This window comes from Opitutaceae bacterium (assembly GCA_015075305.1).
In the GTDB taxonomy this organism is placed as follows: Bacteria; Verrucomicrobiota; Verrucomicrobiia; order Opitutales; family Opitutaceae; genus UBA6669.
This window is the reverse complement of the sequence record JABTUS010000006.1, coordinates 343,894-361,567: the sequence shown is the minus strand read 5'-3', so window position 1 is coordinate 361,567 and position 17,674 is coordinate 343,894. Positions and strand designations below refer to the sequence as shown.

Genomic DNA, 17,674 nt, shown 5'->3' with positions numbered 1-17,674 from the left:
CAATTCCGATGTCACCGAACGACGAAGTTCGCGGCTTCAGCTTTTGCACTTGCGGCCAGTCTGTTGAAAGGTATGTCTCCCCATCCCCGGCGGGTTCCCGTCCGGGAAAATGAATCGGGGCGTAGCTTAGCCTGGTAGAGCGCTACGTTCGGGACGTAGAGGTCGTGAGTTCGAATCTCACCGCCCCGACCATTTTTGGATGCTTACTGTGCATTCCGCGAAACCCAGAATACTGATTCGGACATTGCCGGTTGGAGAATTTGTCTCCGGCTTCCCGCTCACATGGACACACCACGCTCAGTACATCCGATCGCATGTGAGTTTGACGGCCTGATGGTCAGGCTTACAGCAGGACTCCCAATCTTTCCTTCATCTCGTCACTGCGAGCCCATGGTTTTCCGGGTATGCGAACAATGACTTTGGAAAACACCCTTTCAAACATCCGTTTCGTCGCGGCCTCATCAAGGTCTTGGGCTGCTTGAGCCGAAAGCAGTGGCCGCATATCCGTGAGGAATGTCGGATTGGCATACTTGGCGAACATGCGGCGCTCCGCCTCTGCGCGGGAGAGTTCGTGGTTGGATTTCACCAGGTAGCAGCCGAAACATTCCATCATGCGGCCGATATTGAGTCCCTCAAAGACCTCAAGTGCATGGCCGAGGTCGTAAAGATCGCGGCCTTTGTCCCGCTGGAGGAGCGCTCGCAGTTTGGTCGCCAGGATTTCCTCGCGGGAGAATGTTGCGATGGACGCCTCTCCCATGAACCATGGGTTTTCGACCCTGAACGGAATCTGCACGGGCCGATCGAACACCTCAATGTCCCAGGTATTGATTTCGATCTTGAGGCGGATCGGACCAGAGCCGTCCTCGGCAGATACCCGGAAACGCAGCTTCGGTGCGACGGGGCTGCTTTCATAACTCGGTTTACCAAGCCAGGGTTCGAGCACATCGCGAATCCGGTCGATGACAGGCTTGATCGGCCCGCTTGTTGTGCGCACCAGGTCGACGTCCTCGGAGTAGCGCAAGGGTGCGGGAAAGTGGAGCTTGTTGAGCGCAGTGCCACCGCGAAACCGAAGCTCCCGCTGAAGAAAGGCATCCGAAAAAAGAGCAACGAGCGCGCGACAAACGATCAGATCCTGCTCGACCTGTCGTTGCGTGCCCCAAGGCACCACCTGCCCCCATGCGATGATGTTCAGGTAGGGAATCACTGTTGGTCGGCCTCCGGCTCGCGGCGAACGATCAGCCGCCAGCGGGAATCTCGCTTTATGGGCTCAATGCAAAGGTCCGGATCGGCCTGCGCCTTTGTCGAGGGATCAAGCTCGACCCAGCGAAACGTGGGATCGTTGGACAAGCTCGCGTGGATCACCTCAGCGGCATGGGCATGGCCACCACGGGAAAGGAGGTAGCCGAGACGTTGTCGGACTGCCGCCTCGAATTTGGGGCACAGAATCGCGAGTTTGCCGCCGTCGATCTTTGCACCCAGCTCAATAAGCACGGTAAGAACTTGATCGAGGCCGCCCGTGGCATGGACATAGCGCACAAGATCCAGTGCGGTGAGTTCCGGGGATGAAATACGCATGGTGCCTGCCTCGGTATTGCGTCGTTCGGTGCCGCCTGCCACTTCCTCAATCTCTCGACGAAAATAGAAACAAACGATGGAGCGTCCTGCCCGCAGCTTGGGAAGGCGCCCACTCGTGATGACTTGGAACTCCATGACCGCCTGATGGGCAGCCCCGTGAAGTTCCGCGGCCTTCAGCAGCCCAACATAGTAGGCAAGGCCTTCAAACCGCATCAGGTCGTCGATGAACCAACTGGGCGGCGGCGATCCCCAGAAGGAAAACTGGGGAGGGACAGCAACGTAGTAGCCATTGCGGGGAGAGTAGAGTTTGCCTTGTTTCTCCAGCAACCGGGCGCTCTTGAGAACCGACAATCGAGGGAGTCCCAATTCCTTCTCTGCATCCGCACGCGAGAATGCAATTCTCCCCGAGGCCAGGAGTTTTTCCACAAATGTGATGAAACGAGCCTTAGTTTTCCTTGTCATTCTGTGTCCAGAAATAGCTATTTAATGTCGCTTTTTCAACATGAAACGCTCTTATGAATCAAATCATGAGTTTAGGTCTACGCTAAGCTTCTATTTTTACGCATGATAAACTACTTGATCGCGGAGCTGTCTCTAATCTCTTCAACCAGACCAGGTGTCAAACCATACCCCCGTGCCGCCCGCGCTCGCGCCCGCGGGCAGCGAATGCACAACGACCGTATCCGCCGAATTCCACGTTTCTCACTTTGAACGCGGCACGCCGGCCGCCCGCTTGCGCAGCCTGGTTAGTTCGTCTCTTCGAGCTTTGCGAAACCGCCGCTGGCGTTCCGCATTGGATCGTCTCTTCTCCTCCGCCGACTTCCTGGGCCGGCCCGGCCGGAGCCGCAGCGGAAGATCCACGGATGGAGTGAAAATGTTGCGACGCTTGAATGCCAGCGCCCGCAGCCTCGGAAGTCCAAGCCCCTCTCCCTTCCGTCCACCACCCGTTCCATCGAAAGCATGGAATATTCCGTCCGGGCTCAAGACGCGCACCGGCGGCCTGCCTACGATGGACTCAACAATTTGTCGCCTGCCCATTCGCCGAGCCAGCCCACCTGAATTCTGATCAACTTTTCGCACATCCACTCGCCGCGCGTCCACCCTTCAGACATATGCTCCGTTTCTCTCGCTCTCATCCCCGGCCAGCCAGTTTGCCACTCGTGTCGGCTTTTCTTCTGCTGCTGCCGCTATTCTCACCGGCAAACACCGCCACTGCAGGAGTTCCCTTCCCTTCACCCTTCCCCGAACACGCACCGCTGCCGGATCGTGGACTCTACACGCTGGGATACGACGACGACGGCGTCATCAAGGGTCTTCCCTACATCAAGGGCGGGCGCATCCTGCTTCAGTGGGCCGACCTCGAAACCGGTGAAGGTCGCTATGATTTTTCCGCACTCGACCACGCATTGGAGGAATTCCGCGCAGACGGACGCAAGGCGGCGGTCCAGGTCAATGGCGGACGAAAACCGCGCTGGCTGTTCCAGCGGGTGGCCGTCCTCCCGGTCAAGGAAATCCAGGTGAAGGATCCGGAGGGCACGCTGCAGTACTGGGATCCCATCTACGTCAACGCCTGGTTGCAATTCATTCGGGCCTTCGGCGATCACCTGCGTGGATCTCCGCTGCGAACCGCGGTTCTGGGTGTGCGGCAGAATTTTAATGCGGTCGGAACTGAACACGGCAGCTTTGCACGTGCGGAACGTGGACTGAAGATCGAGGACTGGAAACCCGCCCCCAACGGACATCTTTACCGGGTGCCTTGGACGAAGGAAATCTACCAGGACTACAGGCGCCGCGTGATCGCCGCCCACATCGCGGCCTTTGTCCCCGGGATCACTCTCTTTCTGCGCAACAATGTATTCGTCGACAACATCCTCACCGCATCCCAGCTCAAACTCCTCGACGACGGCATCGTAGGCCTGTTTCACACCTCCTCGGAGCACCAGCCGCGCAACAGCGAGCCAAAATACCAGGCCTTTCTCGACTATTGCCGCACGGGATTGGCCCCGGGCTACACGGAGCCCTTTACCACCAGCGAACAGGGCTTCACCGGCGCCCCGCGCCAGCAGCACCTGCCATCGCGTGTGAGCCCATCCCAGTACAACTACTGGCGCCTGCTGCTCGACATGAACTGCGGCATCTCCTACATCGCGCTCAAGGGCTCCGACATTCTCCTGGAGAAGGATCCGGAGTTTCGAGATGCGTTCCTGTTCGCAGCAAAATATGTCGGTTACCACGCAAGTCCCTCCGTTTCTCCCGGAGCCTGGGTCGCCATGCGGGAAGGCGATACACTGAAGGGCGACTACACCTTTCTCATGCAGCGCGTGGGCGCCAGCAGCACCGACGTTGCGCTCAACGACCAGGGCCCGCCTCGTCAGCGGTTCGGCGGCTGGGCCCGCGCTATCGACACGGGCGGAAGGATGACCTTCCAGCTCGATCCCCGTTTCGCGCGCTCGCTGAAGAATGCCCGCATCCGCATCGTCTATCTCGACGACGGCACCAATGATTTTGTCGTGTCCTGGGGCGACCCCGGCGCCTCACGCCGAAGGACCGTCACCAAACACGACTCCGGCCAATGGCGGGAAGCCCTGGTGGACGCGCCCAATCCAGGCTTCACCGGTGCAGCCGATCCGGGGGACGTCTCGCTTTCCGCCAGCGGGCGCACCGTGTTTCACCTCGTCGAAGTGCAACGGGGCGAAGGCTGATCTGCTTCGGTTCAGTCTATCGTTTCCCGTCTTTCGCCTGCCCTGGCTCCAAAAAACGCCGCAGCGCGTTGACTCGACAGGCACTAAACGGATAACCTGGGCCTTCCGTGCCTGCCGCCCGCGCTCCCTTCCACCTGCTCACGAAGCCCATCGGCTCCAAGTGCAATCTCGACTGCACGTACTGCTTCTACCTTGAAAAGGAGAAACTCTATGGCGACGGCGGATCCCCCCGGATGTCCGCCGAAACGGTGGAGTCCTATGTGCGCGACTACATAGCCGCGCAACCGGGCGACACGGTGAACTTCGCCTGGCAGGGCGGCGAGCCCACGCTCATGGGGCTCGATTTCTACAAGTCCGCGGTTGCACTGCAGAAACAGTACGCCAACGGGCGCCGCATCGAGAACGCGCTGCAGACGAACGGCACGCTGCTCGATGATGCCTGGTGCGAGTTTCTGCGCGAAAACCAGTTTCTCGTCGGCGTCAGCATCGATGGTCCCGCGCACCTGCACAACGCCTACCGTGTCGACCGCTCCGGTCGCGCCACGTTCGCCGAAGTCGCGGCCGCCATCGAGCTGCTCAAGAGGCACGGTGTGGATTTCAACACGCTCACCACCGTCCACCGCCGCAACTCCACCCAGCCGCTGGAGGTCTACCGATTTCTTCGCAACATCGGCTCGGGCTACATGCAGTTCATTCCGATCGTCGAGCGCAACGCCTCCGCCCGCGCCGCCGAGGCCAACGGCCTGTGGCTCGCCCCGCCTCCCGATCATGAGGACGCCGCCGGACTCGATGCGCAGGTCACCGAATGGAGCGTGCGCCCGGCGGACTATGGCAGCTTCCTCTGCTCGATCTTCGATGAGTGGGTCGCGCGCGACGTCGGCCGGGTCTTCGTTCAGCACTTCGACGCCGCGCTCGCCAACTGGCTGGGCGAACCCGCGGGCATCTGCATCTTTTCCGAGAACTGCGGCCGCGCGCTCGCCATCGAGCACAATGGCGACGTCTACAGCTGCGACCACTACGTCTACCCCAAGTACAAGCTCGGAAACATCCTCAACCAATCCCTGGGTGCCATGGTCGACTCCGAGCGGCAGACGGCGTTCGGCACGGCGAAATCCTCCACGCTGCCCCGCTACTGCCGCCAATGTTCGGTGCGTTTCGCCTGCCACGGCGAGTGTCCCAAGCATCGTTTCCTGCGGACTCCCGACGGCGAAGCGGGGCTGAACTATCTCTGCGCCGCATACAAGCGCTTCTTCACGCACATCGCCCCGGCGATGAGCACCATGGCGGCATTGCTCGCAAGCCGACGCCCCCCCGCCGACATCATGAGCATCCCGCGCGCCCAGTGGCTCCCCGGAAAACTCCACGGCACAGCCTCCCCCTCCCGCAGCCGCGTTTGAAGGGGTCCGAGATATCTCGGAGTGCGATATAAACAGGTGCAGCCGCCATGCGTACGCCCTGGCCGCCCGGGAAACACGACCCGCCTTTGACACAGATCAATTCCGCCGGTTGAAAGATTCGGCAAGGACCGGACAGGAGGCTATCGTTTCCCCGCACATTCATCCGCAAAACGAATCGCGCGGATTTGCGCCCGGTGGACGCCTGTCCGTGCATTTCTTCTCACATGGCATCCTACTACGGTCTCCTCCTCGTCCTTCATCTGCTCTGCGCCATCACCTTTGTCGGTGCCGTTTTCTTCGAGGTGCTAGTGATCGAGCCGCTGGAAAAGCGCCTGCCGCCGGGCATGGGCGAGCTGCTTGCGGAGGAGATTCCCAAGCGCGTGCGGCGCTTCATGCCGGTGGTCGTGGCGACTCTCTTCATCACGGGTGGAGCCATGTTCTGGGTGCACTACTCCACCCGGCCCGACTTCTTTCACTCGCGTTTCGGCATCCTGCTGTCGATCAAGGTCGCGCTCGCGTTCATTGTCCTCGGCGTCTTTGTCTCGGCCATCCGCGCCTCGTTCAAGGGAACGATGGACCTCTGCCGCTTTCGCTACACACACCGGATCGTCGGCATCCTCATGCTTGCAATCGTGCTGCTGGCCAAGGGCATGTTCTACCTTTGACCGCCGGTTGCGCCGAGGCGACTATTGCGTCAGCGCGGTCGCCGTCTGCGCCGCGCCGGCTCGCGCCTCGCGCGCCAGCCGCCTCTCCCAGTACCAGGTGTAGAAGACCGGCACGGAAAACAGCGAGATCACGTCGAAGATCATTCCGCCCACAACCGGCAGCACCATCGGCTGCATCAACTCCGATCCGCGGCCGGTCGACCACAGGACGGGTATCAGCGACAGCATCGCCGTCGCATTCGTCATGATGGCGGGCCGGCGGCGGCGCAATCCCGCGAGGAAAACGCGCCGGTGCACCTCGTCCATCGTGCCGGGATGGGTCCTGAACTGCTCCTGAATGTAGGTGCCCAGCAGAATGCCGTCGTTGAACATCACGCCCAGGAGAACCAGGAATCCCACAACGACGGCAGTCGTCATCTCGGCCCCCCACAGCCAGACGAAAAAGAACCCGCCCGAGGTGGTGACGGTCGCGTTGCAAAGAATGATGATGCTCGTGATGAGCCACGAGCGTGTGCCGACATAGATGAGGAAAACCATGACGACCATCGACGCCGCGATGATCCAGCGCAGCGTCTCGTCCGCCTTGATCTTCTGCTCGTAACGTCCCACCCAGCGATAGGTCGCGCCCGCCGGCAGCTCAAGCCGCCCCTCGTCAAGCGCGCTGCGCAGCCTGGCGTCGGCGTCGTGGACAACCTCGACCTCGCCGCGTCCGCGAGCATTCAGGAGCACGTACTGCGTCCGTTTTCCTCCCTCGGACCGGATCGCCATCGGCCCGATCGTGTAAGTCAGCCCACCCTCGCTCGGCCGCACCGCGGAAAGAGTCACCTGTCCGGCCGAAACCGCCTTGCGGATTACCGCAGGCAGAGCTTCACCGGCGGGAATCGTGATTTCAGCACGTCGCGGAGAAAGGATCGTGAAGTTTCGCTGCGCGGTCAGCGGCAGCCGCGCAAGCATCGCATGGGCATCCGGCTGCCCCTGGGTGAACTCAAGCGTGTGCACGGTCGGCGCCGCGAGGAGGTTTGAAAGGGGAATCGCACCGCGTCCATCGGTGGTTGGAATCTCAAGCTGCACCAGTTCATCGGCATCGTCGCGGCGTTCGCGCAGGTAGCGGATGCGCACCGGATAACGAAGCGCTCCCTCCACCGAATAGGTCAGCGCCATGCCGCCAAAGGCGGTCTCGACCGCTGTCATGACCTGCTCGTTGCTGAGTCCGAAGCGGGCCAGCTTCGCCGGATCGAGCCGGATCTCGGCGTAGGGTTTGCCTCCCTCGCGCTGCATCTGGACATCGGCGGCGCCGGGTGTCGGTTGAATGACCTTCTCCGCCGCCTCGGCGAATCGCTCCAACGCCTCCGTGTCATCGCCGAGCACCTGCAGGGCGATCAGGCTGCGAATGCCCGTCGACAGCATGACCACGCGGGTCTCGATCGGCTGGAGCCAGCTCGGCGCCACACCGGGAATGTCCGTGATCGCCGCCAGTGCGGAACGCACCTCCTCCAAGGTGCGCGGCCGGTGTTCGACGCTGCCATCCGGCCGGGTGATCTCATGAACCGGCCACTCCTTGTAGGGCTTCAGGGCAACGACCGTCTCGATCATCCCCAGCGGCGCGGGATCGAGCGCCGTTTCCGCGCGCCCCATCTTTCCCATCACGGAGGACACCTCCGGAACGGCTTCCATGAGCCGGTTCTGCGTCATCATGATCCGCTGCGTTTCCCCAAGACCGCCGGTGGCCGGAAGCGACGGCATGAATAGAAAGGATCCTTCATCGAGGGGAGGGAGAAAACTTGAACCCGCCCCGGGAAACCACCGTGTCATCGCCGCATCCATGCGCGTTTCAGCCAGATCAGCTCCGGCCGCGGTGAACAGCTTGCGCAACGGCCAGCTTACGGTCTGCCATCCCGCGCCGAGCAGATATCCGCCCACCGCCATCGTCGAAATCGTGACGGTGAAGGCCACCTTGTGTCGGATGATCCGTTCGTAGGCCCACTCGTAGGCAACGTGAATCGCGTGGCTCATCGGATTCTCCTCGTAGTTCACGAGGCGCTCGCGGCCCAGCCTCCAGATCACCGAGCCGGCGAGAACAGCCGCCAGCGGGGCGAAGAGCCAGCCGGGAATCGCCAACTCCCACCGCCCGTAGTCCATCGGCAGCACCCATCCATCGCGCACAAACCATCCAAAGGTGATTCCCGCCGCCGCTCCGGAGAGGGCGAGCAGTATGCCGCGACGCACATGCCAGGGCGGCAGCAGCAGGCGGCAGAGCACCGGCACAAGCAGCGTGCCGAACAGCACAGCGCCGCTGATCGCAAGCGACTTGGTCAGCGCAAGCGGCTCGAAAAGACGCCCGGCCTGGTCCGTCAGCGCAAAAATCGGCAGGAAACCGATGATTGTCGTCGCAGCGGAGGTGAGCAGCGGTCGCGCCACCTCCTGCGCGGCGTTCACGACGGTCTCCGTGATCTCAGGATTGAAGGGAGATGTCGGCATCGCGCGCCCCTCGCGCCGGCATTTCTCCTGCAGGTCCACGAGGTGCTGCGTGATGTTTTCGGTCATGATGATTCCGAAATCCACCATCACGCCGATTGCGATCGCGATGCCGGCGAGGCTCATGATGTTCGCGCCGACACCGAAAAAATGCATTACCAGGAACGTGAACAGCATTCCGAGCGGAAGGCTCACGGCGACAGCCAGACTGCCGCGCACATGGAGAAGAAACGCCACAACCACGATCACCGTCGTGATGACCGCCTCGATCAGCGTGTCGGTGACCGTCTCGGTGGTCTCCTGAATGAGCTGTGAGCGATCGTAGAATGCAACCGCCGTCAGCCCATCGCGATCGAGCGCGGGCTGCAGATCGAGCAGGCGCCGCTTGACCGCGCCGATGACGGTTTTCGGATCCTCCCGCACGCGCATGCCGATGATGGCGCCGACGTGCTCCTGATAGCCATCGGCGAGCACACCCTGGCGGAACTCCCCGCCGAGGTGCACATTGGCAATGTCGCCCAGCCGAACGCCCGCCCCCTTCATTCTGTCGCCGCGGATGACGACGTTCTCAACATCGTGCACGGAGCGGACGAAGCCCACGCCGCGAATCATCGTCTCAATACCCGACTGCTCGACGCTCATCGCGCCCACATCGCGCCCCGCATTCCGCACCGCCATCATCAGCATGTCGAGCGTGATGCCCTGCGCCTCGAGCCGCGTGGGCTCGACGTCGATCTGGTACTCCCGCACGACGCCTCCGGCTGGCGCAACCTCGGCCACGCCCGGCACAGCGCGCAGCGCGGGCACGACTATCTGATCGAGCACGTATCGCTTCTGCTCCAGGCTCGCGGCCCCCTGCAGCGTGAAGGCGTACACCTGCCCCATCGCGGTGGCATCGGGGCCAAGGCGCGGCACAACGCCGGCAGGCAGGATTCCCTGAAGCTGGGAGAGTCGTTCGAGCACGCGCGTCCGGCATTCGTACAGATCGCGCTTCTCCTGAAAAATCACATAGAGATAGCTGGCGCCGTAGAGTGACATCCCGCGCACCGTTTCAACGCCCGGAAGCCCCTGCAGTTCGCGGGCGAGACGCGCGGTGATCTGCGCATCCATGTCCTGCGGACTCTTCCCGGGCCACTCCGCCCAGACGATCACCTGGTTGTCACTGAGGTCGGGAATGGCGTCGACCGGCACATGATGCCACGCCCAGAACCCGGCGACCGCCAGAAGGAGCGATGCGGCCAGTGTCAGGAAGGAATTGCGGATGACAAACGAGAGCATGGTGCCGGATTCAGTCAGCTCCGCCGGCCCGCGTGAGGGCGCGCGTCCGCGGTGTTCAATGCTGGTGCCCTCCTGCGGGAGCGACCGCCCCCGTGGGATGAAGCAGGCTGGGCGTCCCGGCGAGCTGCGCCTGGCTGTCGATCAGGAAAGCCCCCTGCGTCGCCACCTCGTCGCCCGCCTTCAAGCCCGCGCGAACCACATAGAGGTCGTTGCCGGATTCGTCCTCCAGCCTCGGACCAAGCGCAAGCGGGGCGAGTTCAAAGCGGATGCGACCGTCGCGCTGGTGTTCGGCGACGCGCCAGGCGACGTTGCGCACGCCGGTCGAAAGCACCGCTGTTTTGGGCACAAGTGTGAACGTCCCCCAGGTTTCACGGTTCGAAGGATCCGCCGCCTCAAGATCGGGACCCAGCACCGATTCAATGCGGGCATTCACAAGACTTCCCGGCAGCAGCCTGCCCTTGGGATCGCGAAGGTGAATGTGCACCTCTCGCGCCCGAATTTCCGGATCGAGCTCGGGAGCGACCCACGCGATGTCGGCGTCAATTTCCGGAAGTTCCCCCCAATCGTCGGACGAGAGACGCACGCGCTGGCCGACCTTGACCCAGTGTGCACGCAGCTCCGGCACATTGACCACAAGCATGTAGGCGAACGGCTCAACCAGGCGCACGAGCGGTGCATCCGCCGTCACCTCCTGCCCGACCTGAGGCAGGGAGATGCCCGGCAGGGCCTCACCGTCCTCAAGCGCACGAACCACCCGTCCTGAAAAAGGACTTGTGATCGTGACGGTGTCCACCGGCCCGCCGCCATCGACAATGGCCCTGGCGACGCCGGCGAGGTTCCAGCGATCGAAGCGATCGGACAGCGCGCGTATCGTCCGCTGGTCACCCAGCTTCACCGCGGCCGCCAGCTCCCCCTGTGCGGCGAATGCCTCGGGGCTGTACAGATCCACGATCGGATCACCCGCCTCCACAAGCATGCCGAGGTGGCGCGCGGCATGGTGCCGCTTCACGACCCGTCCGCCGAGTCGGGGAATGACAACCTGAAGCGTGCGCTCGTCGTATCGGACAATTCCATACGCGCGAACCAGGCTGCGCGCCGGGCCCTCCGTCACCTGGGAGAGCTGCACGTCCATGCGCCGCTGCTGCTCCCGTGTGAGTTCGCCCGCCGTGACTTTTGTCAGCGTCATGCCGCACACGGGGCACTTGCCCGGTTTCGTGCCGATGAAGTCCATCATCGGGCAGGCCCAGCGCTCACCCGCGGCCGACGCCTCGTCCTCAGGGCTGTCCACGCGGGTGTCGACGAAAAGTCTCTCACGGGGAAGCAGGGCGATCAGGCCGGCGCCGATAACCAGCCCGGCCGCGGCGATGAGGAGGGATTGCGAGCGCATCACGGACTACTTTTTGATGACCTCGTTGCGCAGGTAGTACGGACCGTAGCGATCCGGGTCCGCCTTGAATTTCGGCGGGCACATTTTGCAGCCAAAGCCGATCTTCCTGCCCATGTACTCAAGCGTCGGCAGGGACGGATCGACCTCCATGCCGCAGATGGCGCAGACGGTGTTCACCGGCTTGTCGCCGACCGAGGTTGTATCCATTTTCCCGTGACCCGCGTGCGGATCCGCAGCCTTCGGTTCGGCGGCCGGAGCGGGTGGCGGTTCGGTCGCGGACCTGGCGGGCGCCGTTGGATTGCTCACCATGGGAAGGTAGTCGCCTCCGCCGGCGGCGTGGCCCTCATGACCCTCGTGGGGATTGTGCAGGGCGGCCCGGACGACCAGCGAAACAAGCGCTCCAACAACAAAGGTGCCAAGGAATAGAAAGATGTTCTTGATCATGATGAATCAGGGTTGCCGGTTGATGAACTCCGTTGCGGAGTAGTAGCGCCAGAGTTCGGCGCGCGCCGTGCGCACCGCGGTGTCGGCGCGAATGATCTGGATTTCGGCCTCCGTCGTCTTTTCGAGAAGCTCGACAACCTCCAGTACGGTCGAGGACTGCCCGCTTCCCGTTGCGGCTGCGCGGAGCATGCTCTCGTATTCGGCCTCAAGACGGCCCACGGTTTCCTGGCTCAGGCGCCGCGCGATGCCCGCCAGATGCTCGGCGCGTTCCACACGTCCCAGTGCGGCCTCGACGCGGAAGCGGACGGCTGTTGCATCAGTCTGGGCGGCGGCCCGCTCGGCCTCCGCCGCACGACTCTCGGCTCGCGCATAGGAGCGGTTGCGAAAGGGAAGGTCGGTCGAAAATGCAAGGCCAAGGGTGTTCTCGCTGCCCATGGAACGCCGCTCCTGTTCGAAACGCACGCCCACCGCAGTCATCGGGTTGCCGGACGCCAGCGCCATCCTCACCCGCGCGTGCGCCTGCACTCCCCGCGCGGAGGCGAGTCGAACCGCCGCTGCATCCTCAGCATTGATTTCAGAGGGAATCGGCGCTGCAAACCCAGGCAGCCGGGCGTCGGGCGCGTACCCCAGGCGACCGCGCGCTTCGGACAGGGCGTCGGCGGCATCGCGTCGCTCCTCCTCGATCATGAATCGCATGGAGGCGAGCCGCGCCTGGACGGTCAGCCGGTCTGAAAGACGGCCGGCCCCCGTGGCAATGCGCGCCTCGACGCTGCGCAGCACGGCGTTGAGACGCTCAATCTGCGCCTCCAGGAGTTTCGCCTGCGCCTCCGCACCCCCGGCCTCGGCGATCGCCGTCGCGACGTCTGCGGCGAGTTCGCCCGCGAGCATCGCATGTTCCGCCTCCGCCATGGAAACATCAGCGCGCGCGCGGTCGCGATCCGCCGATCGCTCGCCGCGCCTTGGCAGCGGCTGCATGACATTCATCTCCCACATCGTTGAACGCTCGTTCATGGGCCCGACCATGCGGGAGGCCATTCCCTCGACCTCGACATCCGCGAGGCGGCCGGCCGATCCAAGGCGTTCCCGGGCGGCATCCGTCCGCCGCGACGCCGCACCGAGCACCGGAGCATCGGCGATCGCGCGGAGAAATTCAGGTCTTCCCGTGACGCCGCCCGCCAACTCCGCGCCGAAGGCAATTCCAGGCAGGAGGATCAGGGTCAGGCTGAGTGAGGTTCCAACGGTTCCCATCGGATCGAGGCGGCAAGTGACAATGCAGGACTGCGTGATCCTGTTGCCTCAGTGATGTTCGCTATGTGCGCCGGGTGCTCCCTTCCTGGGAGCGCGCTGGGCGGCCTTCGCCGCGTCTATCTTGGCGAGGTATTTCGCGGGTTCCTTGAGAAAATCCTCCTCGCAACCCTCACAGCAAAAAACAACAAAGCGGTCGCGCTGGCCGTCCACGCGATAGATGTATTCAGGCGAGTCTCCCATGCTTCCGAGGTCCTCGTTGGAAGCGACACACACGGTGAGCGGGTATGCCTTTCGCTCCTTCGCCGCCCAGGCAGCGTCGTTGTCAGCCACCCTGATCAATTTGCCGACCGCGACATTTTTCGCGCCTGCCGCTGGCGAAGATTTATTGTCCGCAGCCACCACTGAAGACGCCAGCGAGAGCAGTGCGGAAAGTGTGAAAACTGAGAGCAATGATTTCATGGTAGAGTGGATATTCACCCACCCTACCCCTGAGCCAGGCAAAACCCTCAAACTTGAATCAACTCTTCCTGATCCTGGCTGGCTCCGCAGCCCTTCGCCAAGTCCCCGGTACCCAGGAGCTTCAACCTCATCGAGTCGGCGACAGGGTGTCACCGCTCGACAACAGTTGGCGCTTCCAAGCACTCTGCCGCGATTTTAGAAATCGAAAGTCGCCGTCAGGACAAACTGGCGCGGATCGATGATGCGAAACGCGTAGGGCGATCCGTCGTAATTGACACCGACAGGACGAAGCCGCCCGCCCTCAAAGACGTTGGAGACATTGAGCTGGATCTTCATTCCCACCTGATCATCAAGAATTTTTCGCCGGTAGGCGATCCACAGATCCGTGTAGGTGTTGCCATCGTCGTAGATCGGCTGCGAGACGTCCGCGATATCCATCACCGGCTTTCCATTGTACAGATTGATGCCACTGGCCTTTCCACGATAGCCAATGACGGCCTTGTCCTCCCAACGCTGGCTGCCACCGACGGTGAAACCCTTCAGCTTGCCCGCGGTGAAATTGTAACTGCTCAGCAGGGACCAGCGATACTTTCGCTGCCCCTGAACCGACTGCCCCTGAAGATCGCGGTCAAGGGCAAGCTGCGGCATCACAATCGCAGCGTAGTAGGCCTCGGGATTGGCGTAGCTGTTTGCCGTGTCGGGAAACACTGAGCTTTGATAGCCGTAGGAACTCCAGAAGTTGGTGAGATTGACGGCACGTCCGCCGGACGTGGTGTACGTGGCAAAACGCTGGTACTCCGGCTTGAGGTAGGTGCTGGCTTTGGCCGTTGTCCAAACTGCCATGCGTTCCGCCTCCCAAGGCAGAAACTCCTTGAGCACGCTTGCGTACTTCGTGTCCTGTTTGCCGAAGGTGAACTTCATCGTCCAGTTGCGCGTCGGATTGTAGTTGATCTCCGCCTCGATACCCTTGGCCTCGGCATTGCGCGTCGCGCCCATTGAATAGGGGAGCGAGCTGTAGTACTCGTAGGGCAGCTTCCAGATCTGTTCCGCAGCGGCTTGGACGGCATCCTCCTCGGTCGCACTGAGATTGTCCCCGAATCCATCCGCTGTCGGATCCCTGCCCATGTTGATCAATGAGATTGTGCGAGCCCAGTTGCGGAAGATGGTTTGATCGACGTTGTTTGACAGGCGACCAAACACCACGGGCGCGGCCAGATTCTCGTTGAGGTTGGAAGCCTCGAACCAGGTTATCCGACCAAAGAGCTTGTTTTCAAACAGGGTGAATTGAATGCCGTAATCCTTGCCTTCACCGGTGGGCTTGGGCAGCGGATTTCCGTAAAAGTCGCCCAATGCTGCCGATGGCGGATTGAAGTTGTCGGATTGGTTGTAACTGAACCCCAGATTGCGGACGAACTGCCAGACCCGCGATCCATTGTCGGCCCTGTTCTCGATCGCTCCCCAACCTTGGAACGGACGGAGGACCCCGCCCATCGTTCGTGTGGTGCCCTCAACCTTGTTGTAAGGCCCCCAACGATTGAAGAGGAAGTCGCGCTGAAATTCGCCGTTCACCCATTTCTGCGCATTCGTGATCGCCGGGGCGACAATATTACCAGCCGGATCAAGAACGGCACTGGTGCCGGTGTTCGTGACTCGTGCCTTGTACTTGTCCTTCCGGACTCCGAAGGTGGTGATGAGCCGGTCATCCCAGAAGTGACTCGTAATGCCAGCGCTGATCGAGTCCACCAGCCTGTGATTTCGTCCGGTACTTGCATCGAAGTCGATGAACTCCGTCGTCACTCCCACCGGGATGAAACTGGATGTGTCGTAGTTGTACGCCCGAATGTCTCCCGCATAGGTCATGTAATCCCATGAGCCTGCAGCCCGTGTCACGACGCCATCAGGAGAGCCCGGAGTGGCGAGGTAGTAGATGCGGCGCAGAGAGGTCGTGTTCCGATTGTAGCCGGTTGGCGATCCATCGGCATTGTTGTTGGGATTCCGCAGATATCTGAAACGTCCTGCGTCGTTCGCAGCGCTCACGTAGTGGAGGCGCTGGCGGAGGGTAGTGGTGAGATAGTCGTCCCTCGACGCCAGACCCAGGACCTGATGCCGTCCCAGCCACCTCACCCATCCATCCTTCACCGTGAAGTCGGGCGTCCACGCGAGCATGGCGCGGTAATGGTCGTCCACCTCTTCGTTCACATAGCTGTCGGGATCCTGGTCCTCGAGATAGGGTTTGCCGAAATAGGGGTTGTTGGTGCCGTCGGGAAGCTTCAGGTTGGTGTCGATGAAAAGCGTGGCGACATTGAGCTGGGCCACCGTGTAGTTGACACGCTGCGAGTAGTCCTGCCGCAGCCAGCCTGCGCTGAAGAAGAGGTTTCCCGGGAGATCCTGCTCGAACTCCACGTTGAAATTCGTGTTCTTGGCGCTGCCGAAATTCATCGAATTGATGTTGATGTCGCGCCAGTTGTAGATCGATGAATCCGTCACGCCCGGGTAGCGATAGCTGCCGGCAGCAATGCCATTGCCCGCGCCCGTCCAGGCCGCCGACGAAGTGAAGGTGCGATTATAGATGTCTGCCCAGGTGGAACTGGCATTGATTGCCGCCACAGTCGGGTAGACCGCGGGATTTGCCGCGGGATTCGTGGACGTGCCGAATCCGGGAAGATACCGGTATTGGTACGTGGGCTGGAACCAGTTTACAAGCTGGCCATCCGCGATCTGCATGATGCTGCGAGCCTGATTCACTTCGCCGATTCCAGGCACAAAAAGAATGTTGGGCGACGGCGTGCCCGCCACCCAGTTTGCCGGGATGGCCCAACGCGCATTGCCGAAAATGTTGATCCCATTGTACTGCGTTTTTGCCGCATTCCACTTGGTGGGGTCGAAGCCCGGCCGCGATTCAATGAACGAGCGCAGTGAATTCGCAAAGGGGGACGCTGCGTCGTTCACCAGCATGCTGAGCTCCGCCCGCGTATTGAGACTGTAGACCTTCTTCGTTGTGGGGTCATAGTACGGGCGGCCCGCAAGATTCCATTCGGTAACAAAATCCCGCGGAGTCAGCGTATTCGGCCGGCGGTTGTCGTTGTCATACTTCTCCACATTCACCTTGAGCGTGGTCTTGCTGAAGGGCTTGAACGTCAGGGCGCCGTAGTAGCGCTTCGTATTGTCGTAGGATGGCTCGCGATCAAATTTCCTGTTGTCGAAAACCGCGGCACCATAGATGGCGAGCTTGTTGGAGATGAGTCCTTCGTTGAAATTGATTGCGGTCCGGAACGATCCGTACTGGTCAGTGCGCACCGACACCTGCGCGGACCGCCTGCCCAGCCTGGCCTGCGCCGTGCTTTGGTTGACAATGCCCGCGGGGCTGCCGAGTCCGAAGAGCATCGAGTTTGGTCCACGGCTGATTTCGACGGTCTGGGTATTGTAGGAGTCAAACGGCACCGCGCCGATGGCGGGAAAGTAGTTGAGCGCTGAGCTGGGCGCCCCGAGCCCGCGCACGCGATTGGCACCGGCATTGGTGTAGGGCGTGATATTGTTGCCTTGGGTGCCACCGGCGTTGACGTCCAGCACGCCGTCATTGCGCATGCTCTGCGTACCCGGCGTATAGGTCAGCGAGCCTTCCGTGTTCACCTCGTAGCGAAAGATGTCATTGATGTCCGTGGAGGCCGTGTCCTCGAACTGCTGCTTGGTGACCACGGAAACCGAAGCTCCCAGGTCCGCCAGATTCGTGTTCATGCGGCTGCCGGCCAGCGTGTTCGCGGCGAAATATCCCGAATCCTTCTCCGTCGATACCGTGAAGGGCGAGAGCTTGATCACCTGCTCGGACTCGGCCGCATCAGGTTTGAGCTTCGCAGGATCATCGACCTGCTGTGCGGACAGCCCGGCCGCGCATGCGATTGCCAGACAGGAAAAGGCCAGGCGGCCGTGAGACATTTGAAGAAACGGGTTCGGGGTCATGAGTCGATGGGTTCAGGGTTGATGAAGGATTGGAAAAAAGACCGTGGATGTGCTCACGTCTGATGCCGGCGGCTTGGGTGGACAAGA

At 61.8% G+C, this 17,674-nt stretch carries 11 protein-coding genes and 1 tRNA gene; 4 read left to right on the top strand and 8 right to left on the bottom strand.

The window, feature by feature from the left end:
• The first annotated feature begins 115 nt into the window (after window positions 1-115).
• Window positions 116-192: transfer RNA gene (locus HS122_13580), tRNA-Pro, on the top strand.
• A 151-nt stretch (window positions 193-343) separates the two neighbouring features.
• Here HS122_13580 and HS122_13575 read toward each other — a convergent pair.
• On the bottom strand, window positions 344-1,204 hold the full coding sequence (locus HS122_13575; GenBank protein MBE7539427.1) for a nucleotidyl transferase AbiEii/AbiGii toxin family protein: 861 nt from the start codon (window positions 1,202-1,204) through the stop codon (window positions 344-346).
• Window positions 1,201-2,037, bottom strand: coding sequence for a hypothetical protein (locus tag HS122_13570; protein ID MBE7539426.1), 837 nt, complete (start codon window positions 2,035-2,037; stop codon window positions 1,201-1,203). Before HS122_13570 ends, HS122_13575 begins: the two co-directional genes overlap by 4 nt.
• Window positions 2,038-2,735: 698 nt before the next feature.
• On the opposite strand from HS122_13570, the gene HS122_13565 reads away from it, so the two are divergent.
• The 3 genes from HS122_13565 to HS122_13555 all read left to right on the top strand — a co-directional run bounded on the left by HS122_13565 (window position 2,736) and on the right by HS122_13555 (window position 6,339).
• Window positions 2,736-4,277 (top strand): beta-galactosidase, encoded by a 1,542-nt coding sequence (locus HS122_13565; protein ID MBE7539425.1) that lies wholly within the window; start codon window positions 2,736-2,738, stop codon window positions 4,275-4,277.
• 107 nt (window positions 4,278-4,384) lie between these two features.
• Window positions 4,385-5,674, top strand: a complete 1,290-nt coding sequence (locus tag HS122_13560) for an anaerobic sulfatase maturase (protein MBE7539424.1) — start codon at window positions 4,385-4,387, stop codon at window positions 5,672-5,674.
• 224 nt (window positions 5,675-5,898) lie between these two features.
• A complete protein-coding gene (locus HS122_13555; GenBank protein ID MBE7539423.1) occupies window positions 5,899-6,339 on the top strand; it encodes a hypothetical protein in 441 nt (146 codons plus the stop codon).
• A 21-nt stretch (window positions 6,340-6,360) separates the two neighbouring features.
• Here HS122_13555 and HS122_13550 read toward each other — a convergent pair whose 3' ends face one another.
• The 6 genes from HS122_13550 to HS122_13525 all read right to left on the bottom strand — a co-directional run bounded on the left by HS122_13550 (window position 6,361) and on the right by HS122_13525 (window position 17,587).
• Complete coding sequence (locus HS122_13550; protein ID MBE7539422.1) at window positions 6,361-10,092, bottom strand: efflux RND transporter permease subunit; 3,732 nt, start codon at window positions 10,090-10,092, stop codon at window positions 6,361-6,363.
• A 55-nt stretch (window positions 10,093-10,147) separates the two neighbouring features.
• Complete coding sequence (locus tag HS122_13545; GenBank protein MBE7539421.1) at window positions 10,148-11,479, bottom strand: efflux RND transporter periplasmic adaptor subunit; 1,332 nt, start codon at window positions 11,477-11,479, stop codon at window positions 10,148-10,150.
• A 6-nt stretch (window positions 11,480-11,485) separates the two neighbouring features.
• Window positions 11,486-11,923 carry a hypothetical protein gene (locus HS122_13540; GenBank protein MBE7539420.1) on the bottom strand — a complete coding sequence of 146 codons (438 nt, stop codon included), beginning with the start codon at window positions 11,921-11,923 and terminating at the stop codon, window positions 11,486-11,488.
• Window positions 11,924-11,929: 6 nt separating this feature from the next.
• Window positions 11,930-13,171, bottom strand: a complete 1,242-nt coding sequence (locus HS122_13535; protein ID MBE7539419.1) for a TolC family protein — start codon at window positions 13,169-13,171, stop codon at window positions 11,930-11,932.
• Window positions 13,172-13,219: 48 nt separating this feature from the next.
• Window positions 13,220-13,630 (bottom strand): hypothetical protein, encoded by a 411-nt coding sequence (locus HS122_13530; protein MBE7539418.1) that lies wholly within the window; start codon window positions 13,628-13,630, stop codon window positions 13,220-13,222.
• A 195-nt stretch (window positions 13,631-13,825) separates the two neighbouring features.
• On the bottom strand, window positions 13,826-17,587 hold the full coding sequence (locus HS122_13525) for a TonB-dependent receptor plug domain-containing protein (GenBank protein ID MBE7539417.1): 3,762 nt from the start codon (window positions 17,585-17,587) through the stop codon (window positions 13,826-13,828).
• Window positions 17,588-17,674: the final 87 nt, after the last annotated feature.

Excerpts from the sequence above, each read along its gene's own strand:
- HS122_13570 (MBE7539426.1), bottom strand. The coding sequence starts at position 2,037 with ATGACAAGGAAAACTAAGGCTCGTTTCATCACATTTGTGGAAAAACTC.
- HS122_13555 (MBE7539423.1), top strand. The coding sequence starts at position 5,899 with ATGGCATCCTACTACGGTCTCCTCCTCGTCCTTCATCTGCTCTGCGCC.
- HS122_13550 (MBE7539422.1), bottom strand. The coding sequence starts at position 10,092 with ATGCTCTCGTTTGTCATCCGCAATTCCTTCCTGACACTGGCCGCATCG.
- HS122_13545 (MBE7539421.1), bottom strand. The coding sequence starts at position 11,479 with ATGCGCTCGCAATCCCTCCTCATCGCCGCGGCCGGGCTGGTTATCGGC.
- HS122_13540 (MBE7539420.1), bottom strand. The coding sequence starts at position 11,923 with ATGATCAAGAACATCTTTCTATTCCTTGGCACCTTTGTTGTTGGAGCG.
- HS122_13535 (MBE7539419.1), bottom strand. The coding sequence starts at position 13,171 with ATGGGAACCGTTGGAACCTCACTCAGCCTGACCCTGATCCTCCTGCCT.
- HS122_13530 (MBE7539418.1), bottom strand. The coding sequence starts at position 13,630 with ATGAAATCATTGCTCTCAGTTTTCACACTTTCCGCACTGCTCTCGCTG.
- HS122_13525 (MBE7539417.1), bottom strand. The coding sequence starts at position 17,587 with ATGACCCCGAACCCGTTTCTTCAAATGTCTCACGGCCGCCTGGCCTTT.